The 23,237-nt window shown below is 56.0% G+C and carries 20 protein-coding genes, 1 tRNA gene and 1 pseudogene; 9 read left to right on the forward strand and 13 right to left on the reverse strand.

The genetic code is table 11. The features are described 5' to 3' along the window. Positions 1-55: 55 nt before the first annotated feature. The 3 genes from CU103_RS26255 to cbiE form a co-directional block, all read right to left on the reverse strand. Positions 56-856, reverse strand: coding sequence for a mechanosensitive ion channel family protein (locus CU103_RS26255; RefSeq protein WP_106666979.1), 801 nt, complete (start codon positions 854-856; stop codon positions 56-58). Between the two features lie 92 nt (positions 857-948). Continuing rightward, on the reverse strand, positions 949-1,995 hold the full coding sequence (locus CU103_RS26260) for a DUF475 domain-containing protein (RefSeq protein WP_106666980.1): 1,047 nt from the start codon (positions 1,993-1,995) through the stop codon (positions 949-951). A 187-nt stretch (positions 1,996-2,182) separates the two neighbouring features. After that, positions 2,183-3,397: a precorrin-6y C5,15-methyltransferase (decarboxylating) subunit CbiE gene (gene cbiE / locus CU103_RS26265; RefSeq protein WP_106666981.1), complete on the reverse strand. Its 1,215-nt coding sequence runs from the start codon at positions 3,395-3,397 to the stop codon at positions 2,183-2,185. A gap of 117 nt (positions 3,398-3,514) precedes the next feature. Between cbiE and cobG the strand changes: the two genes are divergently transcribed. The 5 genes from cobG to purU all read left to right on the forward strand — a co-directional run bounded on the left by cobG (position 3,515) and on the right by purU (position 8,698). After that, positions 3,515-4,897 (forward strand): precorrin-3B synthase, encoded by a 1,383-nt coding sequence (gene cobG, locus CU103_RS26270; RefSeq protein WP_106666982.1) that lies wholly within the window; start codon positions 3,515-3,517, stop codon positions 4,895-4,897. Continuing rightward, the gene (locus CU103_RS26275) at positions 4,890-5,516 is read left to right on the forward strand and encodes a precorrin-8X methylmutase (RefSeq protein ID WP_106666983.1); all 627 of its coding nucleotides are present in this window, start codon (positions 4,890-4,892) and stop codon (positions 5,514-5,516) included. Before cobG ends, CU103_RS26275 begins: the two co-directional genes overlap by 8 nt. Further along, positions 5,516-6,262, forward strand: coding sequence for a precorrin-2 C(20)-methyltransferase (locus CU103_RS26280; protein ID WP_106667051.1), 747 nt, complete (start codon positions 5,516-5,518; stop codon positions 6,260-6,262). Before CU103_RS26275 ends, CU103_RS26280 begins: the two co-directional genes overlap by 1 nt. After that, complete coding sequence (cobJ, locus tag CU103_RS26285) at positions 6,253-7,692, forward strand: precorrin-3B C(17)-methyltransferase (protein ID WP_106666984.1); 1,440 nt, start codon at positions 6,253-6,255, stop codon at positions 7,690-7,692. The genes CU103_RS26280 and cobJ overlap by 10 nt, the downstream gene beginning before the upstream one ends. Positions 7,693-7,843: 151 nt before the next feature. Continuing rightward, a complete protein-coding gene (gene purU / locus CU103_RS26290) occupies positions 7,844-8,698 on the forward strand; it encodes a formyltetrahydrofolate deformylase (protein ID WP_106666985.1) in 855 nt (284 codons plus the stop codon). A 19-nt stretch (positions 8,699-8,717) separates the two neighbouring features. Here purU and CU103_RS26295 read toward each other — a convergent pair whose 3' ends face one another. Then, positions 8,718-9,641, reverse strand: coding sequence for a 2-hydroxyacid dehydrogenase (locus CU103_RS26295; protein WP_106666986.1), 924 nt, complete (start codon positions 9,639-9,641; stop codon positions 8,718-8,720). 210 nt (positions 9,642-9,851) lie between these two features. Between CU103_RS26295 and CU103_RS26300 the strand changes: the two genes are divergently transcribed. Continuing rightward, positions 9,852-11,039, forward strand: a complete 1,188-nt coding sequence (locus tag CU103_RS26300) for an alpha-hydroxy acid oxidase (protein WP_106666987.1) — start codon at positions 9,852-9,854, stop codon at positions 11,037-11,039. 130 nt (positions 11,040-11,169) lie between these two features. Here the strand turns inward: CU103_RS26300 and CU103_RS26305 are convergent, their stop codons facing one another. The 3 genes from CU103_RS26305 to CU103_RS26315 all read right to left on the reverse strand — a co-directional run bounded on the left by CU103_RS26305 (position 11,170) and on the right by CU103_RS26315 (position 12,529). Further along, positions 11,170-11,796: a glycosyltransferase family 29 protein gene (locus tag CU103_RS26305; protein ID WP_106666988.1), complete on the reverse strand. Its 627-nt coding sequence runs from the start codon at positions 11,794-11,796 to the stop codon at positions 11,170-11,172. A gap of 168 nt (positions 11,797-11,964) precedes the next feature. Then, a tRNA-Glu gene (locus tag CU103_RS26310) sits at positions 11,965-12,039 on the reverse strand. Between the two features lie 91 nt (positions 12,040-12,130). Next, positions 12,131-12,529, reverse strand: coding sequence for a fimbrial protein (locus CU103_RS26315; RefSeq protein ID WP_106666989.1), 399 nt, complete (start codon positions 12,527-12,529; stop codon positions 12,131-12,133). 54 nt (positions 12,530-12,583) lie between these two features. Here CU103_RS26315 and CU103_RS26320 point away from each other — a divergent pair, with 54 nt between their 5' ends. After that, the gene (locus CU103_RS26320) at positions 12,584-13,588 is read left to right on the forward strand and encodes an RluA family pseudouridine synthase (protein ID WP_106666990.1); all 1,005 of its coding nucleotides are present in this window, start codon (positions 12,584-12,586) and stop codon (positions 13,586-13,588) included. Between the two features lie 248 nt (positions 13,589-13,836). Beyond that, positions 13,837-14,748, forward strand: a complete 912-nt coding sequence (gene rpoH / locus CU103_RS26325) for an RNA polymerase sigma factor RpoH (RefSeq protein WP_106666991.1) — start codon at positions 13,837-13,839, stop codon at positions 14,746-14,748. A gap of 1,441 nt (positions 14,749-16,189) precedes the next feature. Here rpoH and CU103_RS32925 read toward each other — a convergent pair. Further along, a pseudogene (locus tag CU103_RS32925) lies at positions 16,190-16,393 on the reverse strand (transcriptional regulator); the annotation flags it as partial. 66 nt (positions 16,394-16,459) lie between these two features. Continuing rightward, positions 16,460-17,755 carry an adenylosuccinate synthase gene (locus tag CU103_RS26335; RefSeq protein ID WP_106666993.1) on the reverse strand — a complete coding sequence of 432 codons (1,296 nt, stop codon included), beginning with the start codon at positions 17,753-17,755 and terminating at the stop codon, positions 16,460-16,462. A gap of 194 nt (positions 17,756-17,949) precedes the next feature. Between CU103_RS26335 and CU103_RS26340 the strand changes: the two genes are divergently transcribed. Then, on the forward strand, positions 17,950-18,858 hold the full coding sequence (locus tag CU103_RS26340; RefSeq protein WP_106666994.1) for a DMT family transporter: 909 nt from the start codon (positions 17,950-17,952) through the stop codon (positions 18,856-18,858). On the opposite strand, the gene CU103_RS26345 is transcribed toward CU103_RS26340, so the two are convergent. The 4 genes from CU103_RS26345 to CU103_RS26360 all read right to left on the reverse strand — a co-directional run bounded on the left by CU103_RS26345 (position 18,815) and on the right by CU103_RS26360 (position 23,213). Then, positions 18,815-19,351, reverse strand: a complete 537-nt coding sequence (locus tag CU103_RS26345) for a GNAT family N-acetyltransferase (RefSeq protein ID WP_106666995.1) — start codon at positions 19,349-19,351, stop codon at positions 18,815-18,817. The genes CU103_RS26340 and CU103_RS26345 overlap by 44 nt on opposite strands. A 31-nt stretch (positions 19,352-19,382) precedes the next feature. After that, positions 19,383-20,978 carry a phosphoglycerate dehydrogenase gene (gene serA / locus CU103_RS26350; protein WP_106667052.1) on the reverse strand — a complete coding sequence of 532 codons (1,596 nt, stop codon included), beginning with the start codon at positions 20,976-20,978 and terminating at the stop codon, positions 19,383-19,385. 69 nt (positions 20,979-21,047) lie between these two features. Continuing rightward, complete coding sequence (locus CU103_RS26355; RefSeq protein ID WP_106666996.1) at positions 21,048-22,223, reverse strand: phosphoserine transaminase; 1,176 nt, start codon at positions 22,221-22,223, stop codon at positions 21,048-21,050. A 207-nt stretch (positions 22,224-22,430) separates the two neighbouring features. After that, on the reverse strand, positions 22,431-23,213 hold the full coding sequence (locus tag CU103_RS26360; RefSeq protein ID WP_106666997.1) for an outer membrane protein: 783 nt from the start codon (positions 23,211-23,213) through the stop codon (positions 22,431-22,433). Positions 23,214-23,237 lie beyond the last annotated feature (24 nt).

A 23,237-nucleotide genomic window follows, 5' to 3' on the forward strand; every position in this document is an offset into this window, starting at 1 on the left:
TACATTCAGCCACAGTGGAAGAAATCCGCCCTTGAACCGGCGGCCCACTGGCCGTTCATTTCGCACTGCCGTTGAGAATGTTCCTCACGCTCTTGTTCAATTCCACTTTGGCTGACAGGAAATCACTTACAGACGTCCAGTAGCGCAATGTGATGTCCATGGTGCTATCGCCAAGTTCCGCGACGAAAGCTGTCGGGGCCGGTTCCTTCCGAACCCGTACATCCCGTTCCGCCAAGCCGAGCAGGGTTTTCTGAATTCCGTCAATATTGTCGGCGTTTGGAACCGTAATCGTGATGTCGTTGCGACGGACTCCATTTCGCGTGAAGTTTTTGACTGGTTGCGTCCACAGGGTCGAATTGGGAGCAAGAACGTAGATGCCGTCGGCAGCGCGCAATCGCGTAGCGAAAAGTCCGATCTCTTCAACCGTTCCGGCAATACTGCCCACTTCCACATATTCGCCTATCCGAAGTGGCCGCAGCGCCAGCAGCATGATCCCGGCTGCGATATTCTGCAGCGTGCCCTGCAGCGCCAGACCGATTGCAAGGCCGACCGCACCGATGGCGGCAATAACGGAAGCTGTCTGGATACCAAACTGCCCAAGTACCATGACAACGACGAGCCCAAGCACGACGTAGCGGGCAATCTTCGAGAAGAAGCGTCGCAATGTCAGGTCGAAACCGCTGACCTGTCCAAGCCCGGCATATATCCACCGCTCCACGAGGCCGGCGACGACAAATCCGATGACCAGCAGGAGAACTGCCCCAAGTACCGAAAACGAATAGGTCACGATAAGGGCACTGGCCTGACGAATGCCCGCCTGGATAGCCGATAACGCGTTCTGGGGATCGAGTTCCATAAGACAATTCTCCTCTCGGCAGGAAAATTCAATCGTTAGAAGGCGTTCCGGATCTAATCACGTATTTTTCATTGCATCCCGTTGGCAGCTCTTCAAGCCTCCTGTGTTTCCCCGTTGCGTCGCCGGTAGACGATCGACGACCAAAGCGAGAGAAAAATCAAAGCGGCACCGATAACGCCTGTTATCACTTCCGGAATATGGAAGAGCGTCTGGCAATACATGATCACTGCCAGAACAAGGATCGCATAAAAAGCGCCGTGTTCCAGATAGCGGTACTGGCCGAGCGTTTCCTTGTCCACCATCATGATAGTCAGCGCACGCACGTAGAATGCCCCAATGCCAAGGCCGATGGCAATCACGAACAGATTGGTCGAAAGTGCGAAAGCGCCGATAACACCATCGAATGAGAAGCTGGCATCCAGCATTTCCAGATAGAGGAACGCCCCAAGGCCGCCCTTGTGAATGGAATCCATCTGTTCCTGCGTCGCATCGAGGATGGCGCCCAAGCCTTCAACAATGAGGAATGTAAGAAGTCCATAGATCGCTGAGGTCAGAAATGTAATGGATTCTACACCTTCCAATTGCTGCGAGAAGAAAATGATCAGGCTAAGCGCTACAGCGACTTCGATGCCTTGCACAGAAGCAAACCGCGAAGCGTGGCTTTCAACCACCTTGATCCAGTGCACGTCCTTTTCATGATCAAAGAAGAACTTGAGCCCCACCATCAACAGGAACGTCCCGCCAAAGGCGGCAATGGCGACATGTGCCTCCTGCATGATGCGGGCATATTCCGACGGATTGGATATGGCCAGCTTTAGTGCGGATATGGGATCAATCCAGGCGGCAATCGCCACGATCGCAAGGGGAAAAATGATTCGCATGCCGAATACGGCAATGATGATACCCCAGGTCAGGAAGCGATGCTGCCAGACAGGCGTCATATCACGCAATATCTTGGCGTTGACGATCGCATTGTCAAAAGAAAGTGAGATTTCGAGAATTCCCAGGACCGCGCAGATAAACAGTACCGAAAGCGCGCCCTGCACAGTTCCGGAATATACGAAACCGATCCATGTGCCGAGCGCCAGTCCCACAAACGTAAAAAGAAACGGCCAGATGAAATATTTATAGGTTGCCATACTTAAATCCTGCTTGAGACTCCCTGATTGCTTTAGACGATGGGGATTCAGGGCAGCGATAACTCCCGGACGGCCGAGGTTTATGCGCCGTTTGAATATGAATTCGCATCAAATTGCAATCTCCCGCACTCCTTAGACGACATAAACCTGTCGCCATCCTGTCGCGCGCTCGACATCAACAATCAGATCAATCCGGTTTGCGAACGGAATAGATCGTCACTGGCAAAGCGGCTCGCCACGCATCAAAACTACCCAGCGGCTGCGCGTGCGACACCGTGAGCTTGGTGAGATCGCCGCCAAAGACCTCCCGCCAGCCGACCAGCGCCACTTCACTCTGGATCGTCACGGCATTGGCCACGAGCCTGCCGCCGGGCTTCAGACTTTGCCAGCATGTTTGCATCACGCCTTCATCGGTGACGCCCCCGCCAATGAAAATTGCGTCGGGCACCGCGAGACCGGCCAGTGCCGCCGGGGCCCCACCGCAGACGATCTGGAGATCCGGCACGCCGAGGGCCCGGCTGTTGCGCAAGATCAGACCCTGACGATTTTCATTGGCCTCAATGGCAAGTGCCCTGCATGCCGCATGCGCCCGCATCCACTCAATACTGATCGATCCACAGCCTGCACCAACGTCCCAGAGCAACTCGCCCGGCAGCGGCCCAAGATGCGCCAGAGTGACCGCGCGAATATCCCGTTTTGTCAATTGCCCATCATTTTCAAAAGCCTCATCTGGCAGGCCAGCCAATACTGAATAGGCGCGAGCGGATGATGTGGGCACACCGCAATCCACCGCCAACACATTGAGGTCGGCGCAGCGCGGATGATTCCAAGTACCGGAAACGCCCTCTATACGTTGTTCAGCGCCACCGCCCATGTGTTCCAATACGGTCAAATGCGCTGACGGGAAGCCGCTTTGGCTTAGCATTCGCGCCACTTGCGCTGGCGTGTCCCCGTCATTGCTGAGAACAAGCAGCCTTGCGCCAGGCACAAACGCCTTGAACAGGGACTCAACTGGCCTGCCGTGAACACTCAGAAGTTGCAAGTCCTGGATCGGCCAGCCCATTGCAGCTGCTGCCAATGAAAATGACGAGGGGGCCGAAAGTATCCGCATTTCATCATGTTCGATGAAGCGCGTCAGCGTCGCGCCCATACCGAAATGCATCGGATCGCCACTCGCAAGTACAACAACATGTTGCCCGCGCAGGGCGCGCAACATGGGGTAGGCATCTGAAAACGGCATCGGCCAGGCAATGCGTTCCGCCATTATATCTGATGGCAGGAGCTCAAGATGCCGTTTACCGCCAAAAACGGTTTCCGCCCGACCCAGCGCCTCCCGGGCGTTCTGGCCGAGCCCGCCATATCCGTCTTCGCCAATCCCAATGATTGTCAGCCACTGCGCCATTATCATTCCATGAATTCTTAGTGTTATGCATGCCCGAAAGCATTCGATCGGTCAACGAAGCCACTCGCAATCAGAAGGTTGGCACACACCAAGCCATCCTGTAAAACCGTGAATACCATGGACCTGTTATCCAAACATATCTTGCCATCAAGGATTGAAGACCGGCGCTCCGCCTGTCCAGGGCTGTTTCGCATGGCCAAGGCACTCGATGGTTCAATTTGCAGGGTCAAGCTGACCTTCGGCGACCTTAGCGCCGATCAGGCAAGGGGCGTGGCTGATGCGGCAAGGCGTTTCGGCAGTGGCGTTATCGAAATTACCAATCGCGCCAACCTGCAGATTAGGGGTGTTCGTCCTGAAACCGGCAATTCATTGATTGCCGCCCTGCTGGACGCTGACCTCGGGCCATTGACCGACAAGGGGGACGACGTTCGCAACATCATGATCAGCCCGATCGCCGGATTCGACAAGAATAAGGTTGATGTGAAGCCTATGGCAGCCCGTTTGCTGTCAACGCTGCAAACGAACCCGTCATACCAAACTTTGTCACCAAAATTCTGCATGCTCATTGATGGTGGCGAGTGGCTGGCGATGGTTGAACACCCTCATGATCTGTGGTTGAGCCCAATCGATCCCGGCAACCAATCGCCGCGCTACGCCTTTGGCGTTGCTGGCGTGCCGCCAACGGCGACCTGCGATCAGCCAGCCCTCGGGATCATCCCTGCCGAGAATGCATTCGAACTCGTCACCACGATTCTCGATCTGTTTATCGACTGGAACAGGTCGCATCCTGCCGCTTCCCGCCTGCGCCATCTGGTTGCTGATGCCGGGAGCGATGGTCTCGTCGAGCAGCTTGAAAAACGCCTTGGTTTTCCGGTTGCGAGCGAAGAACCTGCCGGCTGGCGCAGGGCGCTGCCCCGGCAGAACGGGCATCTTGGCATCCTGCCCGAATTCGATGGTTCAAACTGCCTCGTCGGTGCCATGCCCCGACTTGGCCGGCTCGGTCCGGATCTTTTGCGATCGCTTGCGGATGTCGCCGACAGATCCAGCAACGGCAAATTGCGCCTGACCCCTTGGCAGAGCATTCTCTTGCCTCAGGTCCGTAGCGACCGCGCAACAAGCGCCTTGGTCGATCTCGAATCGCTTGGTCTTAACGCCGATCCGCGGCTGCCTCTTGCGACGATGGTGAGTTGTTCCGGTTCCGCGGGATGCGGTTCCGGATTGGCCGCCACCCAAGCGGACGGGCTGAAGCTCGCTACACTGCTAAGCGATAGAACCGCCGTTCCCCAGGTTCACATGAGTGGTTGCAGCAAATCCTGCGCCTCGCCATCCGCAACGCCGGTTACACTGGTCGCAACGTCAGCCGGGCATTATGACATCTTTCTGCGCGCGACCAATGGACCGTCGCGTTTTGGCAAGCTATTGGCTGCGAACGTCACTATCGAGGAAGCCGCCGAACTGATCGGCAAAAATTCCGGCTCTGGGGGGCCATTCAATGCTTGACTATATTCGCGACGGTCAGGCGATCTATGATCGCTCCTTCGCCATCATCCGTTCCGAAGCCGATCTCAGCCGTATTCCGGCCGATCTGGAAAAACTCGCCGTGCGCGTCGCCCATGCCTGCGGCATGGTGGATGTGATCCAGGATCTGGCATTTTCCGAAGATGCCGCCACGGCGGGCCGCAACGCTTTGCTGAACGGCGCACCTGTTCTTTGCGATGCGCGCATGGTTGCAGAAGGGGTGACAAGAGCCCGCTTGCCCGCCAACAACGATGTGATATGCACCTTGAGCGATCCCTCGGTTGCGGCGTTGGCTCGCGGCATGGGCAATACTCGCTCGGCCGCAGCGCTGGAGCTGTGGCGTCCGCGTCTGCGCGGAGCGGTTGTCGCATTTGGCAACGCCCCGACTGCTCTCTTTCGCCTGCTGGAAATGATCGATGAAGGTGCTCCAAAGCCCGCGCTCATTCTCGGCTTTCCCGTCGGCTTCGTCGGCGCCATGGAATCCAAGGCCGCGCTTGCCGAAAACAGCCGAGGCATTCCCTATGTCGTGGTGCATGGACGGCGCGGCGGCAGTGCCATGGCCGCGGCCGCGATCAACGCGCTTGCTTCGGAGAAAGAATGATGCCGCAACCAGGCCGGCTTTTCGGGCTGGGCGTTGGCCCCGGCGACCCTGAACTCATCACATTGAAGGCGTTGCGGCTGCTGCAAGCTGCGCCCGTCGTCGCCTATCATGCCGCCAAGGGCAAGAAGGGCAATGCACTGACCATCGTCGAGCGCTATCTCAACGATAATCAGTTGCTGGTGCCCCTCATCTATCCGGTCACAACCGAAATATTGCCTGCGCACATGAATTACGAAGCCATTGTCAGCGATTTCTATGGTGAGATCACCGGCGTCCTGCGTGCGCATCTCGATGCGGGGCAGGATGTGGCGGTAATCGCAGAAGGTGATCCCTTCTTCTATGGCTCCTTCATGTATATCCATGACCGGCTGGCAGAAGATTATCAAACCGAAGTCGTGCCGGGCGTGTGCTCCATTCTGGGCGGCGCCGCCGTGCTCGGCGCGCCCCTTGTCTATCGCAATCAGACGCTGACCGTCCTGTCGGGAGTCCTGCCTTCGGAAGACTTGAAGGTACGGCTAGGGGCCACGGAAGCGGCCGCTATCATGAAGCTCGGCAAGAATCTTGCAAAGGTACGCGGTGTGATCGAGGAACTCGGTCTGATGGACCGGGCGCTCTATGTCGAACGCGCAACAATGGATGCGCAGCGCATAGTTCCGCTTGCCGAGGTGGATCCGGACACTTCTCCCTATTTTTCGCTCATTCTCGTACCAGGTGAAAAATGGCAAGGCGGTAGCGAATGCCCGTAATTCTGGTTCTTTCGGCGCTCGGCATGGAAACCGCGCTCCGCATCAAGGCAGGCCTACCCGGTGCGGCCATCTACGGGTTTGAGGGTCGTGTCGAGGGCGCCGATGTGAGCTTCAGCAATTTTGGTGAAACGATCCGCGAGCACTACCAAAGCGGACAGACAATCATTGCGCTTTGTGCTGCCGGCATCACCATTCGCTCACTGGCTTTGATTCTCGACAACAAGGGCGCAGAACCGCCCGTTCTTGCCGTAGCCGATGATGGGAGCGCCGTGGTTCCGCTTCTGGGCGGCACAGCGGGAGTTAACGTTCTTGCGCGCCAGATTGCTCAGATTCTCGATGTTGCGCCGGCTATCACGACGTCGGGAGAGCTTCGCTTCGGCACATGCCTGCTTAATCCGCCTCCGGAATTCATCTTGAAAAATCCAGAGGATGCCAAGACTTTCATCTCTGATCTGCTTGCGGGTAAAACTGTCCGAATTGAAGGAGATGCACCGTGGCTCAAGGAAGCGCGGCTACCGTTGGATGATAGTGGCGAACTTCTCATTCGCGTGACCACTTCCGATGCTGCACCACAAGAAGGCGAGCTGATCTTTCAGCCGAGGAAAGACCCGGTCATCAATGCCGCCACCTCAGAGGATATCGGCGCTGGCGCACCCAAACGGGGCAGACTCGCAGTTGTGGGACTTGGTCCCGGCGATCCCGATTTCATGATTCCCGTTGTCAAACAGGAGATTGCCCGCGCCGAAATTATCCTTGGCTACGAGACCTATGTCCGTATGGCGGGGCCTTTCCGCCCCGACCAGACTGTGCACATGACCGATAATCGCGAGGAGATGCAGCGCGCACGTCATGCCTTCGAACTTGCGGCAACCGGCCGCTCGGTCGTGATGATTTCTTCCGGCGATCCGGGCGTTTTTGCCATGGCGGCGGCTGTGATTGAGGCTCTGCACGACTCCGACGATCCCACCTGGCACAATGTGCACCTCGAGATCCTGCCAGGTGTTTCTGCTGCGCTCGCCGCGGCCAGTCATAGTGGCGCACCGCTTGGTCATGATTTCTGCATCCTGTCGCTATCCGACAACCTTAAGCCATGGGACATTATCGAAAAGCGCATAGCACTGGCTGCCGAAGCAGACTTCGCCATGGCCTTCTACAACCCGATCTCCAAGCCGCGTCCGTGGCAACTGCCACGTGCCATCGAAATCCTGCGCCAGTATCGCAGCCCGGAAACGCCGATCGTACTCGGACGGGATATCGGCCGGCCCGGGGCATCCTTGCGGGTCATTCCACTCGCAGAGCTGACCCCGCAACAGGTCGACATGCGAACCGTGATCATCGTTGGTTCCTCCCTCACCCGCAGTTTTGACCGTATCGACGGTGGCAAATGGGTCTATACGCCGCGCTGGTATGGGACCAAGCCTGAGGTCTGAGGTCAAAAACTCACGACCGGTTGAAGGAAGATCATTTGACCGGGCGGACGGATGCCGGAAAAAGGACTGAGCGCTTCGTTTTTGTGTCGACGCGTTTCAACGCTGCTCTTTATGATCCAGCGAGTTCAGATCGCCTGCATCCGGAGTTCCCATGCCAGACAAGAATTACGTCCTCACCCTCTCCTGCGAAGACAAGCCTGGCATCGTTGCCTCGGTGACGACAGAACTTGCCGGGATGGATGCCAATATTGCGGAGAGCAACCAGTTCTGGGACCGGCAGACCAATCGCTTCTTCATGCGCATCGCCTTCACTGCAGCTGAAGGCACGACCAAAGACGATGTGGAACGTGCCCTCAAGCCCGCCATCGACCGCTTCGACATGAAGACCACTTTGGTCGATCAGGCGAAGAAGCCGAAGATCATCATCATGGTGTCGAAGTTCGACCATGCCCTGTTGCATCTGTTCTACCAGATCAAGGTTGGCTGGCTCGATGCCGATGTCGCCGCCATCGTCTCCAACCACGAGGACAGCCGCCGCTTTGCCGAGCATGAGGGCATCCCCTATCACGTGCTGCCGGTATCCAGGGACAACAAGAAGGAACAGGAAGAGGCGCTGCTGCAGATCGTCAAGGACACCGGTGCCGACCTCGTCATCCTCGCCCGCTACATGCAGGTGCTGTCCGACAATCTGTCGAAGCGGCTGTTCGGCAAGGTGATCAACATCCACCATTCGTTCCTGCCCAGCTTCAAGGGCGCCAAGCCCTATCACCAGGCGCATGAGCGCGGTGTCAAGCTGATCGGTGCCACCGCGCATTATGTCACCCCGGACCTCGACGAAGGTCCGATCATCGAGCAGGAGACCGAACGGGTCAGCCACGCGATGAGCGCCGAGGATTTTGTGGCCACCGGCCGCGATATCGAAAGCCGGGTGCTGGCACGGGCGGTGAAGAAGCACCTCGAATCCCGCGTCATGCTCAACGGCCACAAGACCGTGGTGTTCGGATAAACATCACGGCATTGCAGTCCTATTGACCTGCGAAATATTTTTCGAGATTGGAGACAACCCGGTCGGCCATGGCCTTCCGGGTTTCGACCGTCGCGCTGCCCATATGCGGTTGCAGAACAACGTTACTCAGTGCAAACAAGGCTTCGGGAACATTCGGCTCGTCTACAAATACGTCGAGTCCGGCACGGCCGAGCTCGCCCGATTGCAGCAGTTCCACCAGCGCCACCTCATCAACCACGGTTCCGCGTGCGATATTGATAAATGTGCCCTGCGGTCCAAGAGCCTTTAGCACTTCGCGGGAAACAATGCCCTGGGTTGCGTCGCCGCCCGGCAGGATCGCGATCAAGGCGGCGCAATCACGGGCCATAGCAACCAGATCAGGGTAGTAAGCGTAGGAAACGTCCGGCTTTTTGTTGCGAGTGTGGTAGGTCACCTCACAGCCGAAGGCCAGGAGTTTTTCCGCAATAACGCTACCGATACGCCCGAGCCCGACGAGCCCGACCCTTTTGCCTTCAATTCCCTGCGCTAGCGGCGGCGTTTCGCCTTTGGCCCAACGCCCATCCCGCACGAAACGATCATTGGCGGCAATGTCCCGGGTCGTGGCGAGCAACAACGAGATCGCCATGTTCGCGGTGTCCTCATTAAGCACGTCTGGTGTATTGGCAACCTTGATCCCCTTCTTGTTTGCATAGGCCACATCCAGGGAATCGGTGCCGACGCCAAAGGAAGAAACGATTTCAACTGCAGGTAACAGGTCTATCATGTCTGCCTTCAGACCCGTAAAGGTGCTTGTGACAGCCGCCTGGAAGCGCCCTGCATTTTGCTGCAGAAAGTGTAGAGCGTCTTTTTCCTCATAGAGTCTCTCGACAGCATAACGCTTTTCCAGCTCCTCGAGTAAATAAGGCATAAGCGGACCGAGCACGAGAACCGGTTGTTTTGGCATCGAATCATATCCTTTGGTGCACCATTCAGCGTTATTGCAGACCATAGCGAAATTTTTGGAGTGAAGACAAACCCTTGTCATCGTATTTATCTATGAAGTATGTACTCGTATATGATGTATCAGACCGACGGCAGGAATTTCGTTCTGGCACTTGCATTGGAGCATCCATTAGTATGAGAACAACGGATCAAAGGGCTTCGGGACGGAAAAATGCCAAAGACAGTTGAAATCGCCGATCTGAAAAAAATCGCGCAGCGCCGCGTACCAAAAATGTTTTTCGACTATGCCGACTCGGGTGCGTGGACCGAAAGCACTTACCGCGCCAATGAAGAAGATTTCCGCAAGATTCAGCTGCGCCAGCGTGTCGCTGTCGACATGACCGACCGGACACTTGAAAGCACCATGATTGGCCAGAAGGTCTCGATGCCAGTCGCTCTCGCGCCCACCGGACTTACCGGCATGCAACATGCGGATGGCGAGATGCTGGCAGCTCAGGCGGCCGAAGAGTTTGGTGTTCCCTTCACGCTCTCAACCATGAGTATTTGTTCGATTGAGGACGTTGCGTCGGCAACGACCAAGCCGTTCTGGTTCCAGCTCTACGTGATGCGCGACCGTGACTTCATCTACAATCTGATCGATCGCGCCAAAGCGGCCAAGTGTTCCGCCCTGGTTCTGACGCTCGACCTGCAAATTCTCGGCCAGCGTCACAAGGATATTCGCAACGGTCTTTCCGCCCCGCCGAAATTCACGCCGAAACATATCTGGCAAATGGCCACCCGCCCGCATTGGTGCATCGGTATGCTCAAGACGCAGCGCCGCACATTCCGCAACATCGTCGGTCATGCCAAGGGTGTTGGAGACCTATCATCGCTGTCGACCTGGACTGCGGAACAGTTTGATCCGCGCCTGTCGTGGAATGATGTCGCATGGATCAAGGAACGCTGGGGCGGCAAACTCATCATCAAGGGAATCCTCGATGTGGAGGATGCAAAAATGGCGGTCTCAACCGGCGCTGATGCCATTATCGTATCCAATCACGGGGGCCGCCAGCTTGACGGCGCGCCATCATCGATTTCTGTTCTCGCCGATATTGTTGATGCCGTAGGTGACAAGATCGAAGTACTTTTCGATGGCGGCATTCGGTCCGGACAGGATGTATTGAAAGCCCTCGCGATCGGCGCCAAAGGTACCTTTATCGGCCGGGCATTTCTCTACGGCCTCGGCGCAGGCGGCAAGCAGGGTGTCACCGAAGCGTTGGAAATTATCCGCAAGGAACTCGATATCACCATGGCCTTATGCGGGGAACGGGACGTGAAAAATCTCGATCGCAACAATCTCTACAAGAGCGGTCTTGAGACCAAACCGCGCATGGCCGAGGTCAAGAAGAAGCGCGGCTGATAGCTGCAGATCAACAAGAACCCCGGAATTTCCGGGGTTTATGTTGGGTGAATCAGATGGTCTTCATCACTCGGAATCAATTGCATTCCTAGCGGGCCACCACTCATCGGCATTGTTCTGCCAGTGCTTTTTATACAATGATGTTGAGAATACCCTGCTCGACCTTGTCCATAACCCACTGGCGCTCATCCCCCCATGCGTGGCGCTTCCATCCTTCCCAGGTAAACCCGCAAAGAACGATCTTCCATTCAGCTGGATCGAAATTCTGGAGAATATACGTCAGACCGAAGTAGCCAGTGCTCGGGAAAATTTCTCTGCGCTTGGCTTCGGGTATCCCGAGTACATCGCAACCATCCCTATAAAAGTGGGGTGGAAGCAAGAGGATAGCCTTGCCGGCGGCGCCAAACGCGTCAATCGCCTGTAGCGTCCAATCGCCTCTCCTTCCCTTCAGCCGTGAGAGAAGGTGAGGTTGCCTGAAGTACTCTGCGATGATCTGCGGATGATAGGCGAAGACGACCTGCGAAGCGCCCTGAACGATTGGTGAATTGAAATAAGCAGGATCGGAAAGGCGGCGCTGCATCGGCTTGCCGGAATTGCAAACGAACAGCAAATCCGTTCTGGTCCCGGAAAACTCCTTTGACAATTTCGGTTCATTGAAACGCACAACCAGATCTGATTGATCGACCATATCAGAAAGGTCATTTTTGATCGGGCCATTACCGACAATAAAGATTGTCTTACGCTGGTCAGTTGTCATCAATTGATTCTTGGTTGGCTGAAGTAGCTGGCAGGAGTTTTGATCTTAGCACTGGTTTGTGCGGTAATGCCTATGCTCTATGGCAAAATAGCGCCTTTTGGCAAAAACTGTGTCAACGCGGACAATTCCGAAACGCACGCTTGCGCCGCAACAGGAAGCATGAGCCGCTGGTACGCCCAAGGGGAATCGAACCCCTGTTTGCGCCGTGAGAGGGCGCCGTCCTGACCGCTAGACGATGGGCGCATAGCAGGTTGATCACGCGGGTATAATCAAGCTGCCGGGAAAGTGCAATATTGTTTTGCGCGTCCTTTGACGTTAACGCGCCCCGTTTCAGCTAATTGCCCACTGCCTCCGATATTCGCGCGATGACACGCTTGGTCGTGACATCATAAAGAAGAATCTGCCGGCTGCCGTCGCCGAGCCTTGTCTCAAGGGAGAGCGTATTCTCCGAAAGATTATGAGACAGGATGCGTGTGCCCGGATCGAGCGTGATCGCCTCGCCCTCAAGCGCAGCTCCAAGCGCCTGTCCCGCGGTCTGCGACCGTGTGACCGTCGCCACCTCCTGCACCGGCTGGTTAATCTTGTAGACAATGGCGGCGAGCACAGCCATAAGACCAATCACCATAATGCCGATGGAAACAGCCAGAAGCCGAATCATTTTGCGGCGAACCCGCTCCATTGCGGGATCGAGCGGTTCTTCTTCCCCATCAAGGTCTTGGTTGATATTGGCCATATACGGCATCTCCGAGGTTCGAAACCAAGCCTCTGTAACGAAGGGACGAGGTCTTTGAAAGAACTAATTACCAATTTCGAGGCAACCGGCAAAAGGCTGGACGCGTGGCTTTCTGCTCAGCTGGCACCAGATCTGTCGCGAAATCGCATTCAATCGCTTATCAGTGAGGGACAGGTAAGCGTTGACGGCAAAACCATCCGTGAGGCCAAGCACAAGCTTCGCGAGGGTGCCAGCATCACAATCGCGATCCCGGAGCCTGAGGATGCGACACCCAAGGGCGAAGAAATAGCGCTCGACATTCTGTACGAAGACGCTGATCTCGTCGTTATCAACAAACCTGCCGGGCTGGTGGTGCACCCGGGCAACGGCAATTGGACCGGCACGCTCGTCAATGCGTTGATCCATCACTGCGGCGACACTCTGTCGGGCATTGGCGGCGTTAAGCGGCCGGGCATTGTGCATCGCCTGGACAAAGAAACCAGCGGCGTTATGGTCGTGGCCAAAAACGACCTTGCCCACCGCCATCTGAGCGCCCAATTTGCTGATCACGGGCGCACGGGTGATCTGGAGAGGGCATATCTTGCCATCGTCTGGGGAACGCCCGACCGTAAAACCGGAACGATCGATGCCCCGCTTGGACGCTCCCATCGCGATCGCACCAAGCAGGCCGTAGTGCATGAAGAGCGCGACGACGCACGCCATGCCGTTACTCATTTCGAGGTTCAGGAGAGGTTCGGTGCAAAAGAAGATGCTACCGCCCTTGCCTCTCTCATCGAATGCCGGTTGGAAACTGGCAGAACACATCAGATCCGTGTTCATATGGCTCATATTGGTCATCCGCTTGTAGGTGATCTGGAATATGGCAGCGCCTACAAAACGAAGGCGAACAAACTCGCGGAACCACTGCAAAGCATCGTCAAGGGATTCAACCGGCAAGCGCTCCATGCCAGGCTTCTTGCGTTCGAACACCCTTCCACCGGAGAAATATTGCATTTTGAAGCACCTTTACCGGTCGACATGGGCCAGCTGCTTGAGGCATTTCGCACCGGTAGCTTCTGATCGGATTATTTTTCAAAGGGACGGAACAATTTCGCCTCCAACGTATTCATAAGAACAGACGCTCAAATCCTGACTCGATTGTTCACGTTTATGTGACACAATGTTTCGTTGCTTTATGCATCGTGTTTTTGACAAAATGATACCTATATATTGATGGCACCAATCTGTTCGCGCCAAGCTCTTGGGCGGGCAGCTGTTGCGGACCCGCCGATAATGGGGGTCAATTCCAAAATGAGGAGGGGTGCTCTGTGGCCCAAAATCTTCCAAGTATTCTAGGCGGTGACGGTGGACTGACCCGCTATCTCGAAGAAATCCGACGCTTTCCCATGCTCGAACCGCAAGAAGAGTACATGCTTGCAAAGCGGTATCTTGAGCATGCGGACCCCAAAGCGGCTCATAAACTTGTAACCAGCCATCTGCGGCTCGTCGCCAAGATCGCAATGGGTTATCGCGGCTATGGCTTGCCGATTGGTGAAGTTATTTCCGAAGGTAATGTCGGCCTGATGCAGGCTGTCAAAAGATTCGAACCAGAACGTGGTTTTCGTCTAGCTACCTATGCCATGTGGTGGATCAAGGCCTCGATCCAGGAATATGTCCTGCGCTCGTGGAGCCTGGTCAAGATGGGCACGACCGCCAACCAGAAACGTCTGTTCTTCAACCTGCGTAAGGTGAAAAGCAAAATTCAGGCGCTGGATGATGGTGACCTCAATCCGGAACAGGTCAAGGAAATTGCAACGCGTCTCAGTGTTTCCGAAGACGAAGTGATTTCCATGAACCGCCGCCTCTCGGGCGATGCTTCGCTAAACGCACCCATTCGTTCGTCTGACGGCGAGGCGGGGGGTGATTGGCAGGATTGGCTGGTGGACGACCACGACAGCGCTGAAGAGATGCTGATCGAGCAGGACGAACTGGAAAATCGCCGCGAAATGCTCACGAGCGCAATGTCGTCTCTGAACGATCGCGAACGCCGCATCTTCCAGGCACGACGCCTTGCTGATGATCCGGTAACGCTGGAAGATCTTTCGACGGAGTTCGGCATCAGCCGCGAACGCGTTCGCCAGATAGAAGTCCGCGCATTCGAGAAAGTGCAGGACGCCGTGAAAGCCGCTGCGATCAAGCAGCAAAAGGCACTTGTCTCGACTGGCTCGGATGCTCGCTGAGTACGGACGTCAACGAATAGGATAAAGGCCGCCTGTAGCGGCCTTTGTTCATGGCTTACCCACCTGCCTTCGCGGCCCAGGATTTCAGCACCTCATCGAACGCCTTCTCGCCAGGTAGACCCTTTTCAAGGGTGATCAAGGCCCGCCGGCCCGTCTTGTAGGCGATTGGTATATCGACCCAGGACTGGCGCCGCATCAACGACATGTTGGTATCGATTGCCGTCTTCGCATCATTCATTGCAATGATGAAGAAGTTGTCGGCAATCTTCGCCGGAATGGCGACGAGTGGGCTGCCCGGCGCCTGTTCCGTATCCTTGAACGTCATGCGTGACACGTTGTCGATTGAACCGCCCGCAAATCCCTCGGGTACGGTAAAGATCATTTCGACCAGGTGACTTGCGGGCAGGGTCTTATCACCATTGCGCCGGATAATCATGCGCAGATTGATGCCACGGTCAGGGATGGTAACCTCGGCCCGGATAGCTGGTTCCGGGGGAAGATCATTACCGGGTGATTCCTGTACGACCGACCAGACGACACCGCCCGCATCCGCAGTACCGGCATCCTGCCCGGAGCGTTCCTCGTAGAAGAAAGCCTTCTGCCCGATCGGCAGCGCGGCAGACGGTTGCGCCTGACCGGCAGCCTGCTGCTGGCCCTGTGCCGCAGGCGGTTTGGCGGTTTGATCGGGCGTCGAGGCCGCAACCGACGTACCCTCTCCGATAGAGGGTGTGTCATTCGCTGGGCCGGGATTTATTTCCTGACCATCAGGCAGCAGCCGTTGCGTCAATTTTGGCTCCGGCTTCGGCTCGTTCGTTTCCGGGGCCGCTGCCGGAGTCGGTGTTGCTGGCTGTGGCGGTTGCGCCGGCGTGTCCGCTGTTTCCGCAGGTTTTGCCGGTTCCGGTTGGCTGCTGGTAAGATTGGCCAACCATGTCTTGACGGCCCCGGCCTGTGCCGAAATCCTGTCCTTGTAGGTCCATCCCGCATAGCCAGCGCCGGCGACGACCAAAAGCAAAGCAAGAATGCCAAGCAAAGGCACCAGAGAACGCTTCTGCATTGGCTGCTTAAGGGGACCCCGCGTATAGACGCCATAGTCGCCAGTCCGGCGGTCTTCTGTTGCACCCCTCAGGTCGTCGTCAGTTTCTTCCTCAGGGCCTTGCCCCGTCTGCTGGTCCATAAAACCGGGAGCCGGTTTGGATATTTGAGGGTCTGCGCGAAAACTGTCGGGCTTGGTTAATGTCCGCCCTTCACCGCTGGAACCTTGACTGGTCAGGAAATCTTCAAGGGCATCGGGCTGTGAGCCTACTTTTGTAAAGGCAGGAGCGGTAACCGGGATGGGCTTCTCCTCCGTAGGAGGAGGCGTCGAGGCGACGACAGGCGCCTGAGCAGGAACCGAGGGCGCCGCAGGAACAGGCTCTGGAACGGGAAGGCTATCCTCGACAGCAGGCGTGAATTCAGTCTCGACCTCAGCGATTGCATCTTCCAGCGCCTTGATTTGGCGCTTCGCCACGGTCTCCGTCGCATTCAGCGCGGCAAGCTTTTGCTCAATCGTTGCGCGGGCTTTCGCATACACACGTTGACGAAGCTCGGGCGTTGGATCCGCGAGCCCGTCAATTGTCTTCCTCAATACTGCAACGAAGTCTGCCATTCACCCAAACCTATGGTTTTGTTGTGAGATTAACCCTGAGACGCGCCTTTGACACTCAACTCGACTCTAATCATGAAATGGGTCAGTAACAAGTATCGTGTCATCGCGTTCAGGGCTGGTGGACAGCAGTGCAATCGGCGCGCCGATCAGTTCTTCGATATAACGCACATATTTGACTGCCTGCGCAGGGAGTTCGCTCCAGCTGCGCGCGCCAGCTGTGGTTCCTTCCCAGCCTTCCAGCGTTTCATAGACAGGCTTTACGCGGGCTTGCTGCCCCTGACCTGCAGGTAGGTAATCGATTACCTCGCCGTCCAATTCATAACCCGTACAGACCTTGATTTCCTCAAGACCATCGAGCACGTCGAGTTTGGTCAGCGCAATACCACTGATGCCGTTGTTGGCTACGGCCTGGCGCACGAGTACCGCGTCAAACCAGCCGCACCGGCGCTTGCGTCCGGTTACCGTTCCGAATTCGTGCCCGCGCTCGCCGAGAAATTGCCCGACTTCATTCTGCTGCTCTGTCGGGAACGGGCCTTCACCGACACGCGTCGTATAGGCCTTGGTGATGCCAAGAACATAGTGGAGGGAGCCAGGACCAATGCCTGAACCTGCCGAGGCCTGTCCGGCGACCGTGTTCGACGAAGTCACAAACGGATATGTTCCGTGGTCGATATCGAGCAGTGTGCCTTGCGCACCTTCGAAAAGAATGCGTTCGCCGGCACGTTTCTTCTGATCGAGCACGTACCAGACTCGGTCCATGAACGGCAAAATGTGCGGTGCGGCTTCGTTGAGCTCGGCGAGTAGCGCCGCGCCGTCCACTTCGGCGAAACCCAGTCCGCGGCGGAGTGGGTTGTGGTGAGCAAGCAACCGTTCAATTTTAGCTGGTAGCGTGTTCGGATCGGCCAGATCAAGTACATGAATTGCACGGCGGCCGACCTTGTCTTCATAGGCCGGTCCAATACCACGGCCGGTTGTGCCAATTTTGGTACCCGCCGCGGCTTTTTCCTCACGCAGCCTGTCAAGCTCGCCATGAATCGAAAGGATAAGCGTCGTGTTTTCCGCTATTTTCAGCGTGTCCGGGGTAATGACCACACCCTGCGCCTCGAGCTTCTTCTTTTCGGCTATGAAAGCGTGGGGATCAAACACGACGCCGTTACCGATGATGGAGAGCTTGCCCTGACGAACTACACCTGAGGGCAGAAGCGACAACTTGTAGGTGACGCCATCGACGACCAGCGTATGACCCGCATTGTGACCGCCCTGAAAGCGAACGATGATATCTGCCCGTTCGGAAAGCCAATCGACAATCTTTCCCTTGCCCTCATCACCCCATTGGGAACCGATCACAACAACATTTGCCATTCAAAACTCCTCGAGTCATAACCTCGTCGCGCACTTTTTCCTCAAATGCGGTGCTTCTATACAGGCTGGTTTATAAAAGCGCGACAATTCTTTCCACGATCACCGGACCAATTTGCCTTTATTTGCTGAATAAACCTATTGTCCGCCTAACTGCAAAAGTTATCTGCCTGCCAGCCGGAAAAGACTGAAAGATCATGAACCGCACCGCCTATGTCTTTCTCCTGGTAACTGCGCTGTTTTGGGGCGGCAACGCCGTCGCCGGGAAATTTGCTGTTGGGCACATCTCTCCGATGCTGTTGACATTGTTGCGCTGGCTCGTGGCTTTTCTATTGGTTGCCGCGATCAGCACTAGGCACGTCCGGCGCGATTGGAAGGTATTGCGCAAACATCTCTGGCTACTGGCCGCTTTGGGTGCCTTTGGCTTTACATTTTTCAATATGGCACTTTACAGCGCTCTCAACTACACGTCCGCAATCAATGTCACAATTGAGCAGGCAGGCATACCGATGGTCATCTTCATCACCAACCTCCTGCTCTTTGGCACGCCCGTGCAAACGGGGCAGATCTTCGGCTTCAGCCTTTCCTTGATTGGTGTTGCGCTGACTGCCGGCCATGGGAGCTTCTCACAGCTCGCCAGTCTGCAAGTCAATTTCGGCGATACCTTGATGCTTCTTGCCGTGCTTCTCTACAGCGGTTACACCGTCGCGCTGCGTTTTCGGCCAGCCATCAACTGGCAAAGTCTCATGACGGCCATGACTTTCTTTGCCTTCTTGACAGCCATACCCTTCACGATCTGGGAGATGAAATCCGGAGCGATGAGATTTCCAGATATGACTGGAACCTTGGTGGTGCTTTATACAGCAATCCTGCCCTCACTTGCGGCGCAGGTTCTTTTCATCAAGGGCGTTGAGTATATCGGTGCGAATCGGGCTGGCTTGTTCATCAATGCAGTGCCGATCTTCGGTACGCTGCTTGCGGTTGCACTCCTCGGTGAAGATTTTCGCCCTTATCATGCGGTCGCACTGGTCCTGGTTCTTGGCGGAATCTGGATTGCGGAGCTCAGCGGACGCAAGCATGCGGCAAGTGAAGCTGGCGGAGCATGAAACAGGCATCATCCGAATAGGTTTTCAGCTTGGGCTCAAGGTCCGGCCGGTTGGCGACTTCAAATCCCTGCTTCTCCCAAAAACCGGACGACCCATTCACTGCAACAAGTGACATGGTTTTAAAGCCTGATACGAGGGCATGGCTTGCCACAATGGAAATGATCTTGCCCGCCGCACCGCTGCCGCGCGCCGCCCCAAGCAAGGCTATGTCATGGATGTAATAGGTGTCAGAGTGTTCCGGCAAAGCCGAAAGAACGGTGTTCAGAGCTGGAATGTTAAAACTTTTCCAGGGATGCGTAACCGCATATCCGATGATTGTGCTTCCGTTTTCCAGAACATAGCTTCCATTTTCATACAGTACGAGCCGATTGAGAAAAACCGCATCATCCTCCGGAAATTCCGGATGAACTTCCTTTGCAACGGCGCTGACAGAAGCGAGATCGCCCGCTTCCATCAGCCGCCAGTGCAGCGGATTCTCCAGGGAGGTCATCATGTGACACCCCTACAATCAGCTCCCAGTGAGATCAAGCGACGTCAAACTCCAGCGGCTTTGCCGAAACAATCGCCTTGTTGATCCGCAATTCTTCCAGAACGTGGTCCGGAATGCGCTCGTCAAGATAAAGCATAGCGATGGCGTTGCCTCCCGGAGCGTCGCGGCCGAGGGAGAAATTCGCAATATTGACGTTGTTATTGCCGCAAATGGTTCCGAGCAAGCCGATCATGCCGGGCGTGTCATTGTTGGTCGTATAGAGCATATGCTGACCAACCTCGGCATCGAGATTGATGCCCTTGATTTGAATGAAACGCGCCTTGCCGTCGGAGAAACAGGTACCCGCGATCGACCGCGTCAATGAATCCGTCTTTACTGTCAGCTTGATGTACCCATCGAACACCCCGGATTTGTCACGCCTGACCTCCGAGAGGATGATGCCGCGCTCTTTCACCATGATTGGCGCAGATACCATGTTCACATCGGCAACCTGGGGGCGGATCAAACCGGCCAACGCCGCGCTGACCAGCGCACGTGTGTTCATTGCCGCAGTGGAGCCATCGAACAATACTTCCACTTCCTGGATAGGCTCTTCGGTAACCTGACCGACAAAAGCACCAAGCACTTCTGCCAGCTTGACAAAGGGCTTCAGACGCGGCGCCTCTTCGGCCGTGATGGACGGCATGTTGATTGCGTTCGAAACGGCGCCCCTGATCAGATAGTCTGACATCTGTTCGGCGACCTGCAAGGCGACATTTTCCTGTGCCTCGCTTGTCGAAGCGCCCAGATGCGGCGTGCAGACAACATTCGGGAGATGGAACAATTCGTTCTCGGTGGCCGGCTCTACCTCGAATACATCGATGCCCGCTCCAGCAACCTTGCCTGACTTGAGTGCAACGATAAGATCTTTTTCGACAATCAAACCGCCGCGAGCGCAATTGATGATTCGGACGCCGTCTTTCATCTTCGCGATCGTTTCTGCATTGATGATCCCGCGTGTTTTGTCAGTCATCGGCGTGTGCAGGCTGATGAAATCCGCCCGTGCCAGAAGCTCATCAAGCTCGACCTTTTCAACGCCCAGCTCTTCTGCCCTGCCCTCAGAGAGGAACGGATCAAATGCCACCACATGCATTTTCAGGCCGACACCGCGCGTGGCAACGATCGAGCCGATATTGCCACAACCAATAACGCCAAGCGTCTTGCCTGTGATTTCGACGCCCATGAAGCGATTTTTCTCCCACTTGCCGGCGCGGGTGGAGGCATCTGCCTCCGGCAATTCGCGGGCAATGGCAAACATCAGGGCAACCGCGTGCTCGGCTGTGGTGATCGAATTGCCAAAAGGCGTGTTCATCACAATGATACCGCGGCGGGACGCAGCGGGGATATCGACATTGTCGACGCCGATACCAGCGCGGCCAATGACCTTGAGGTTCTTGGCGGCAGCAATCAGTTTTTCGGTAACTTTAGTTGCTGAGCGGATGGCAAGACCATCGTACTGCCCGATCACTTCGAGCAGTTTGTCTTTGTCCTTGCCAAGCTCCGGCAAGTAGTCGACCTCGACACCGTGATCTTTGAATATTTGCACGGCGGTCGGAGAAAGTTTATCGGATACGAGTACGCGCGGTGCCATCATGGCCTCCATCGTTGAATCTGAATGAATGTGATTGAGGTGGCCGCATTGCGGCCACGTTCGCCCAAGTCAGGCGGCCTGTTTCAATGCGGCCTTCTGCGTCTGAAAGGCCCAATCGAGCCAAAGCGTGAGCGCTTCGAGGTCGGCAGATTCGATCGTAGCGCCCGCCCATATGCGCAAGCCTGAAGGTGCATCGCGATAGGCGCCAATGTCATAGGCGACGCCTTCCTTTTCCAGAACCGCCACAAGGTTTTTCGCGAAATCTGCCTGAACGTCGTTGGCAAGAGCCGTGATTTCGGGATCAACGATGGTAAGGCATACCGAGGTGTTGGACCGTGTTGCAGGAACCGTCGCGAGATTGGCAATCCAGGGCGTGCGCTCGACGAAAGCATCGAGTACCGCAAAGTTCTTGTCCGCGCGTTCAACCAGACCATCGAGGCCGCCGATCGACTTTGCCCAGTTCAAAGCGTCGAGATAATCCTCGACGCAGAGCATTGATGGCGTATTGATCGTCTCACCGGCAAAGATACCTTCGATCAGCTTGCCGCCGGAAGTCAGGCGGAAAATCTTCGGAAGCGGCCACGCCGGTTTGTAACTCAGCAGACGCTCGACAGCGCGGGGGCTGAGAACTAGCATGCCGTGCGCGCCCTCGCCGCCAAGGACCTTCTGCCAAGAGAACGTAACAACATCGAGCTTATCGAAGTCCAGCCGCTGGGCAAAGGCAGCCGAGGTTGCATCGCAAATGGTCAAGCCTTTGCGGGCCGCGGGAATGAAATCACCATTCGGCACGCGGACGCCTGATGTGGTCCCGTTCCAGGTGAAAACCACATCGCGGTCGAAATCAACCGTGGAAAGATCCGGCAATTCACCGTATCCGGCTTCAATGGTGCGGGCATCGGCGAGCTTCAATTGCTTGATGACATCCGTCACCCAGCCGGCACCAAAGCTTTCCCAGGCGACCATATCCACACCGCGCTCGCCAAGGAGTGACCAGAGGGCCATTTCGACAGCGCCGGTGTCGGAAGCAGGAACAATGCCGATACGATAATCGGCCGGAACCTGCAGAATTTCGCGGGTAAGATCGATTGCCTGCTTTAGCTTCGCCTTGCCCACCTTGGCACGATGCGAACGGCCGAGTGGTGCGTCGGAAAGCGCATTGAGCGACCATCCGGGACGTTTTGCGCAGGGACCTGATGAAAAATTGGGGTTGGCCGGGCGCAGCGCCGGCTTTGATAGCGTGGTCATGTTTTCTCCTATCCTCACAGATAGCACGCCTCTCGTTGGGGAGAGGTGGCCCACTCCGGGAACTAGGAGAAATGTCGCTGGCAGTCAAGATATTTGTTTGAGCGCGACATGGATTACTGTCGCCGCCATGCGGTCGCGGAGCCCATATACAAATCAAAACGGCAGGAAAGTGCTTCCTGCCGTTTCGGAATTAACAAGTTCTATCAATTAGAAAGCGTAACGCACGCCCACTTTGAAGTCATGCGACGCAATGTCCTTGAACTTGAATGGTTCTGGATTAGCTCGAGTCTGGGAGTTGATGTAATTGAAGGCATCGCCGGTTTTGCCATCACCAAGATCAACGTAGCTGTAGCCGATATCGATGGTCATGCGATCCGTCGCCTTGATACCAACACCCGCATGGAGCGCCCAAGCGAGCTCCCACTGCGAGGCGCTGCCCGCGTAGCCGCCGCCGCCCGTTATGATGTTGTCGTCAGTGAACCCGGATATCGTGTTCCGCGATGCGCCGATGCCCGCGCCCACATAAGGCGTTATACCGCTGAACGTCCCGAGATCGGCGTAAGCATTGGCCAGGAACAGCCATTCGGATTTCTTGGCGTGATATTCGTTGGTCGCTTCATCACCATTGTCTGGAATGCCATCTGTATCGTAGAAATCGAGCGCACTAAACTCGGTTTTACCGCGATATTGTGCCGTGACGTCAGCTCGGAACCAATCATTGAACTGATAGCCGATACCGATCTGTCCGATCACTCCGGCGTCGAACTCGCCGTCATTGAGCCAGGAATGAACAACGGGGTCGGAAAAGCCGACATAGTCCAGTTCGTCGAACCTCTGATTGCTCATGCCGATGTCACCACGCAGATACCATCCGCTGAATGGCTGAACTTCGACAATCGGGTCTTCCTGGATATCTGCCGAGTAGGCCGGTGCAGCCGCCAGGCATAGGAGCGCTGCGCTCAATACAGCATGTTTGTTGAAAGTGCTCATTTCTATTTCCCTCACAAGGCCGGT

It is taken from the genome of Phyllobacterium sophorae, assembly GCF_003010965.1.
In the GTDB taxonomy this organism is placed as follows: Bacteria; Pseudomonadota; Alphaproteobacteria; order Rhizobiales; family Rhizobiaceae; genus Phyllobacterium; species Phyllobacterium sophorae.

Excerpts from the sequence above, each read along its gene's own strand:
- cobG (WP_106666982.1), top strand. The coding sequence starts at position 3,515 with ATGGACCTGTTATCCAAACATATCTTGCCATCAAGGATTGAAGACCGG.
- CU103_RS26360 (WP_106666997.1), bottom strand. The coding sequence starts at position 23,213 with ATGAGCACTTTCAACAAACATGCTGTATTGAGCGCAGCGCTCCTATGC.
- cbiE (WP_106666981.1), bottom strand. The coding sequence starts at position 3,397 with ATGGCGCAGTGGCTGACAATCATTGGGATTGGCGAAGACGGATATGGC.
- CU103_RS26275 (WP_106666983.1), top strand. The coding sequence starts at position 4,890 with ATGCTTGACTATATTCGCGACGGTCAGGCGATCTATGATCGCTCCTTC.
- CU103_RS26335 (WP_106666993.1), bottom strand. The coding sequence starts at position 17,755 with ATGGCAAATGTTGTTGTGATCGGTTCCCAATGGGGTGATGAGGGCAAG.
- CU103_RS26295 (WP_106666986.1), bottom strand. The coding sequence starts at position 9,641 with ATGCCAAAACAACCGGTTCTCGTGCTCGGTCCGCTTATGCCTTATTTA.
- CU103_RS26280 (WP_106667051.1), top strand. The coding sequence starts at position 5,516 with ATGCCGCAACCAGGCCGGCTTTTCGGGCTGGGCGTTGGCCCCGGCGAC.
- cobJ (WP_106666984.1), top strand. The coding sequence starts at position 6,253 with ATGCCCGTAATTCTGGTTCTTTCGGCGCTCGGCATGGAAACCGCGCTC.
- CU103_RS26255 (WP_106666979.1), bottom strand. The coding sequence starts at position 856 with ATGGAACTCGATCCCCAGAACGCGTTATCGGCTATCCAGGCGGGCATT.
- CU103_RS26315 (WP_106666989.1), bottom strand. The coding sequence starts at position 12,529 with ATGGCCAATATCAACCAAGACCTTGATGGGGAAGAAGAACCGCTCGAT.
- serA (WP_106667052.1), bottom strand. The coding sequence starts at position 20,978 with ATGGCACCGCGCGTACTCGTATCCGATAAACTTTCTCCGACCGCCGTG.
- CU103_RS26355 (WP_106666996.1), bottom strand. The coding sequence starts at position 22,223 with ATGACCACGCTATCAAAGCCGGCGCTGCGCCCGGCCAACCCCAATTTT.
- CU103_RS26340 (WP_106666994.1), top strand. The coding sequence starts at position 17,950 with ATGAACCGCACCGCCTATGTCTTTCTCCTGGTAACTGCGCTGTTTTGG.
- CU103_RS26300 (WP_106666987.1), top strand. The coding sequence starts at position 9,852 with ATGCCAAAGACAGTTGAAATCGCCGATCTGAAAAAAATCGCGCAGCGC.
- CU103_RS26260 (WP_106666980.1), bottom strand. The coding sequence starts at position 1,995 with ATGGCAACCTATAAATATTTCATCTGGCCGTTTCTTTTTACGTTTGTG.
- CU103_RS26305 (WP_106666988.1), bottom strand. The coding sequence starts at position 11,796 with ATGACAACTGACCAGCGTAAGACAATCTTTATTGTCGGTAATGGCCCG.
- purU (WP_106666985.1), top strand. The coding sequence starts at position 7,844 with ATGCCAGACAAGAATTACGTCCTCACCCTCTCCTGCGAAGACAAGCCT.
- CU103_RS26345 (WP_106666995.1), bottom strand. The coding sequence starts at position 19,351 with ATGATGACCTCCCTGGAGAATCCGCTGCACTGGCGGCTGATGGAAGCG.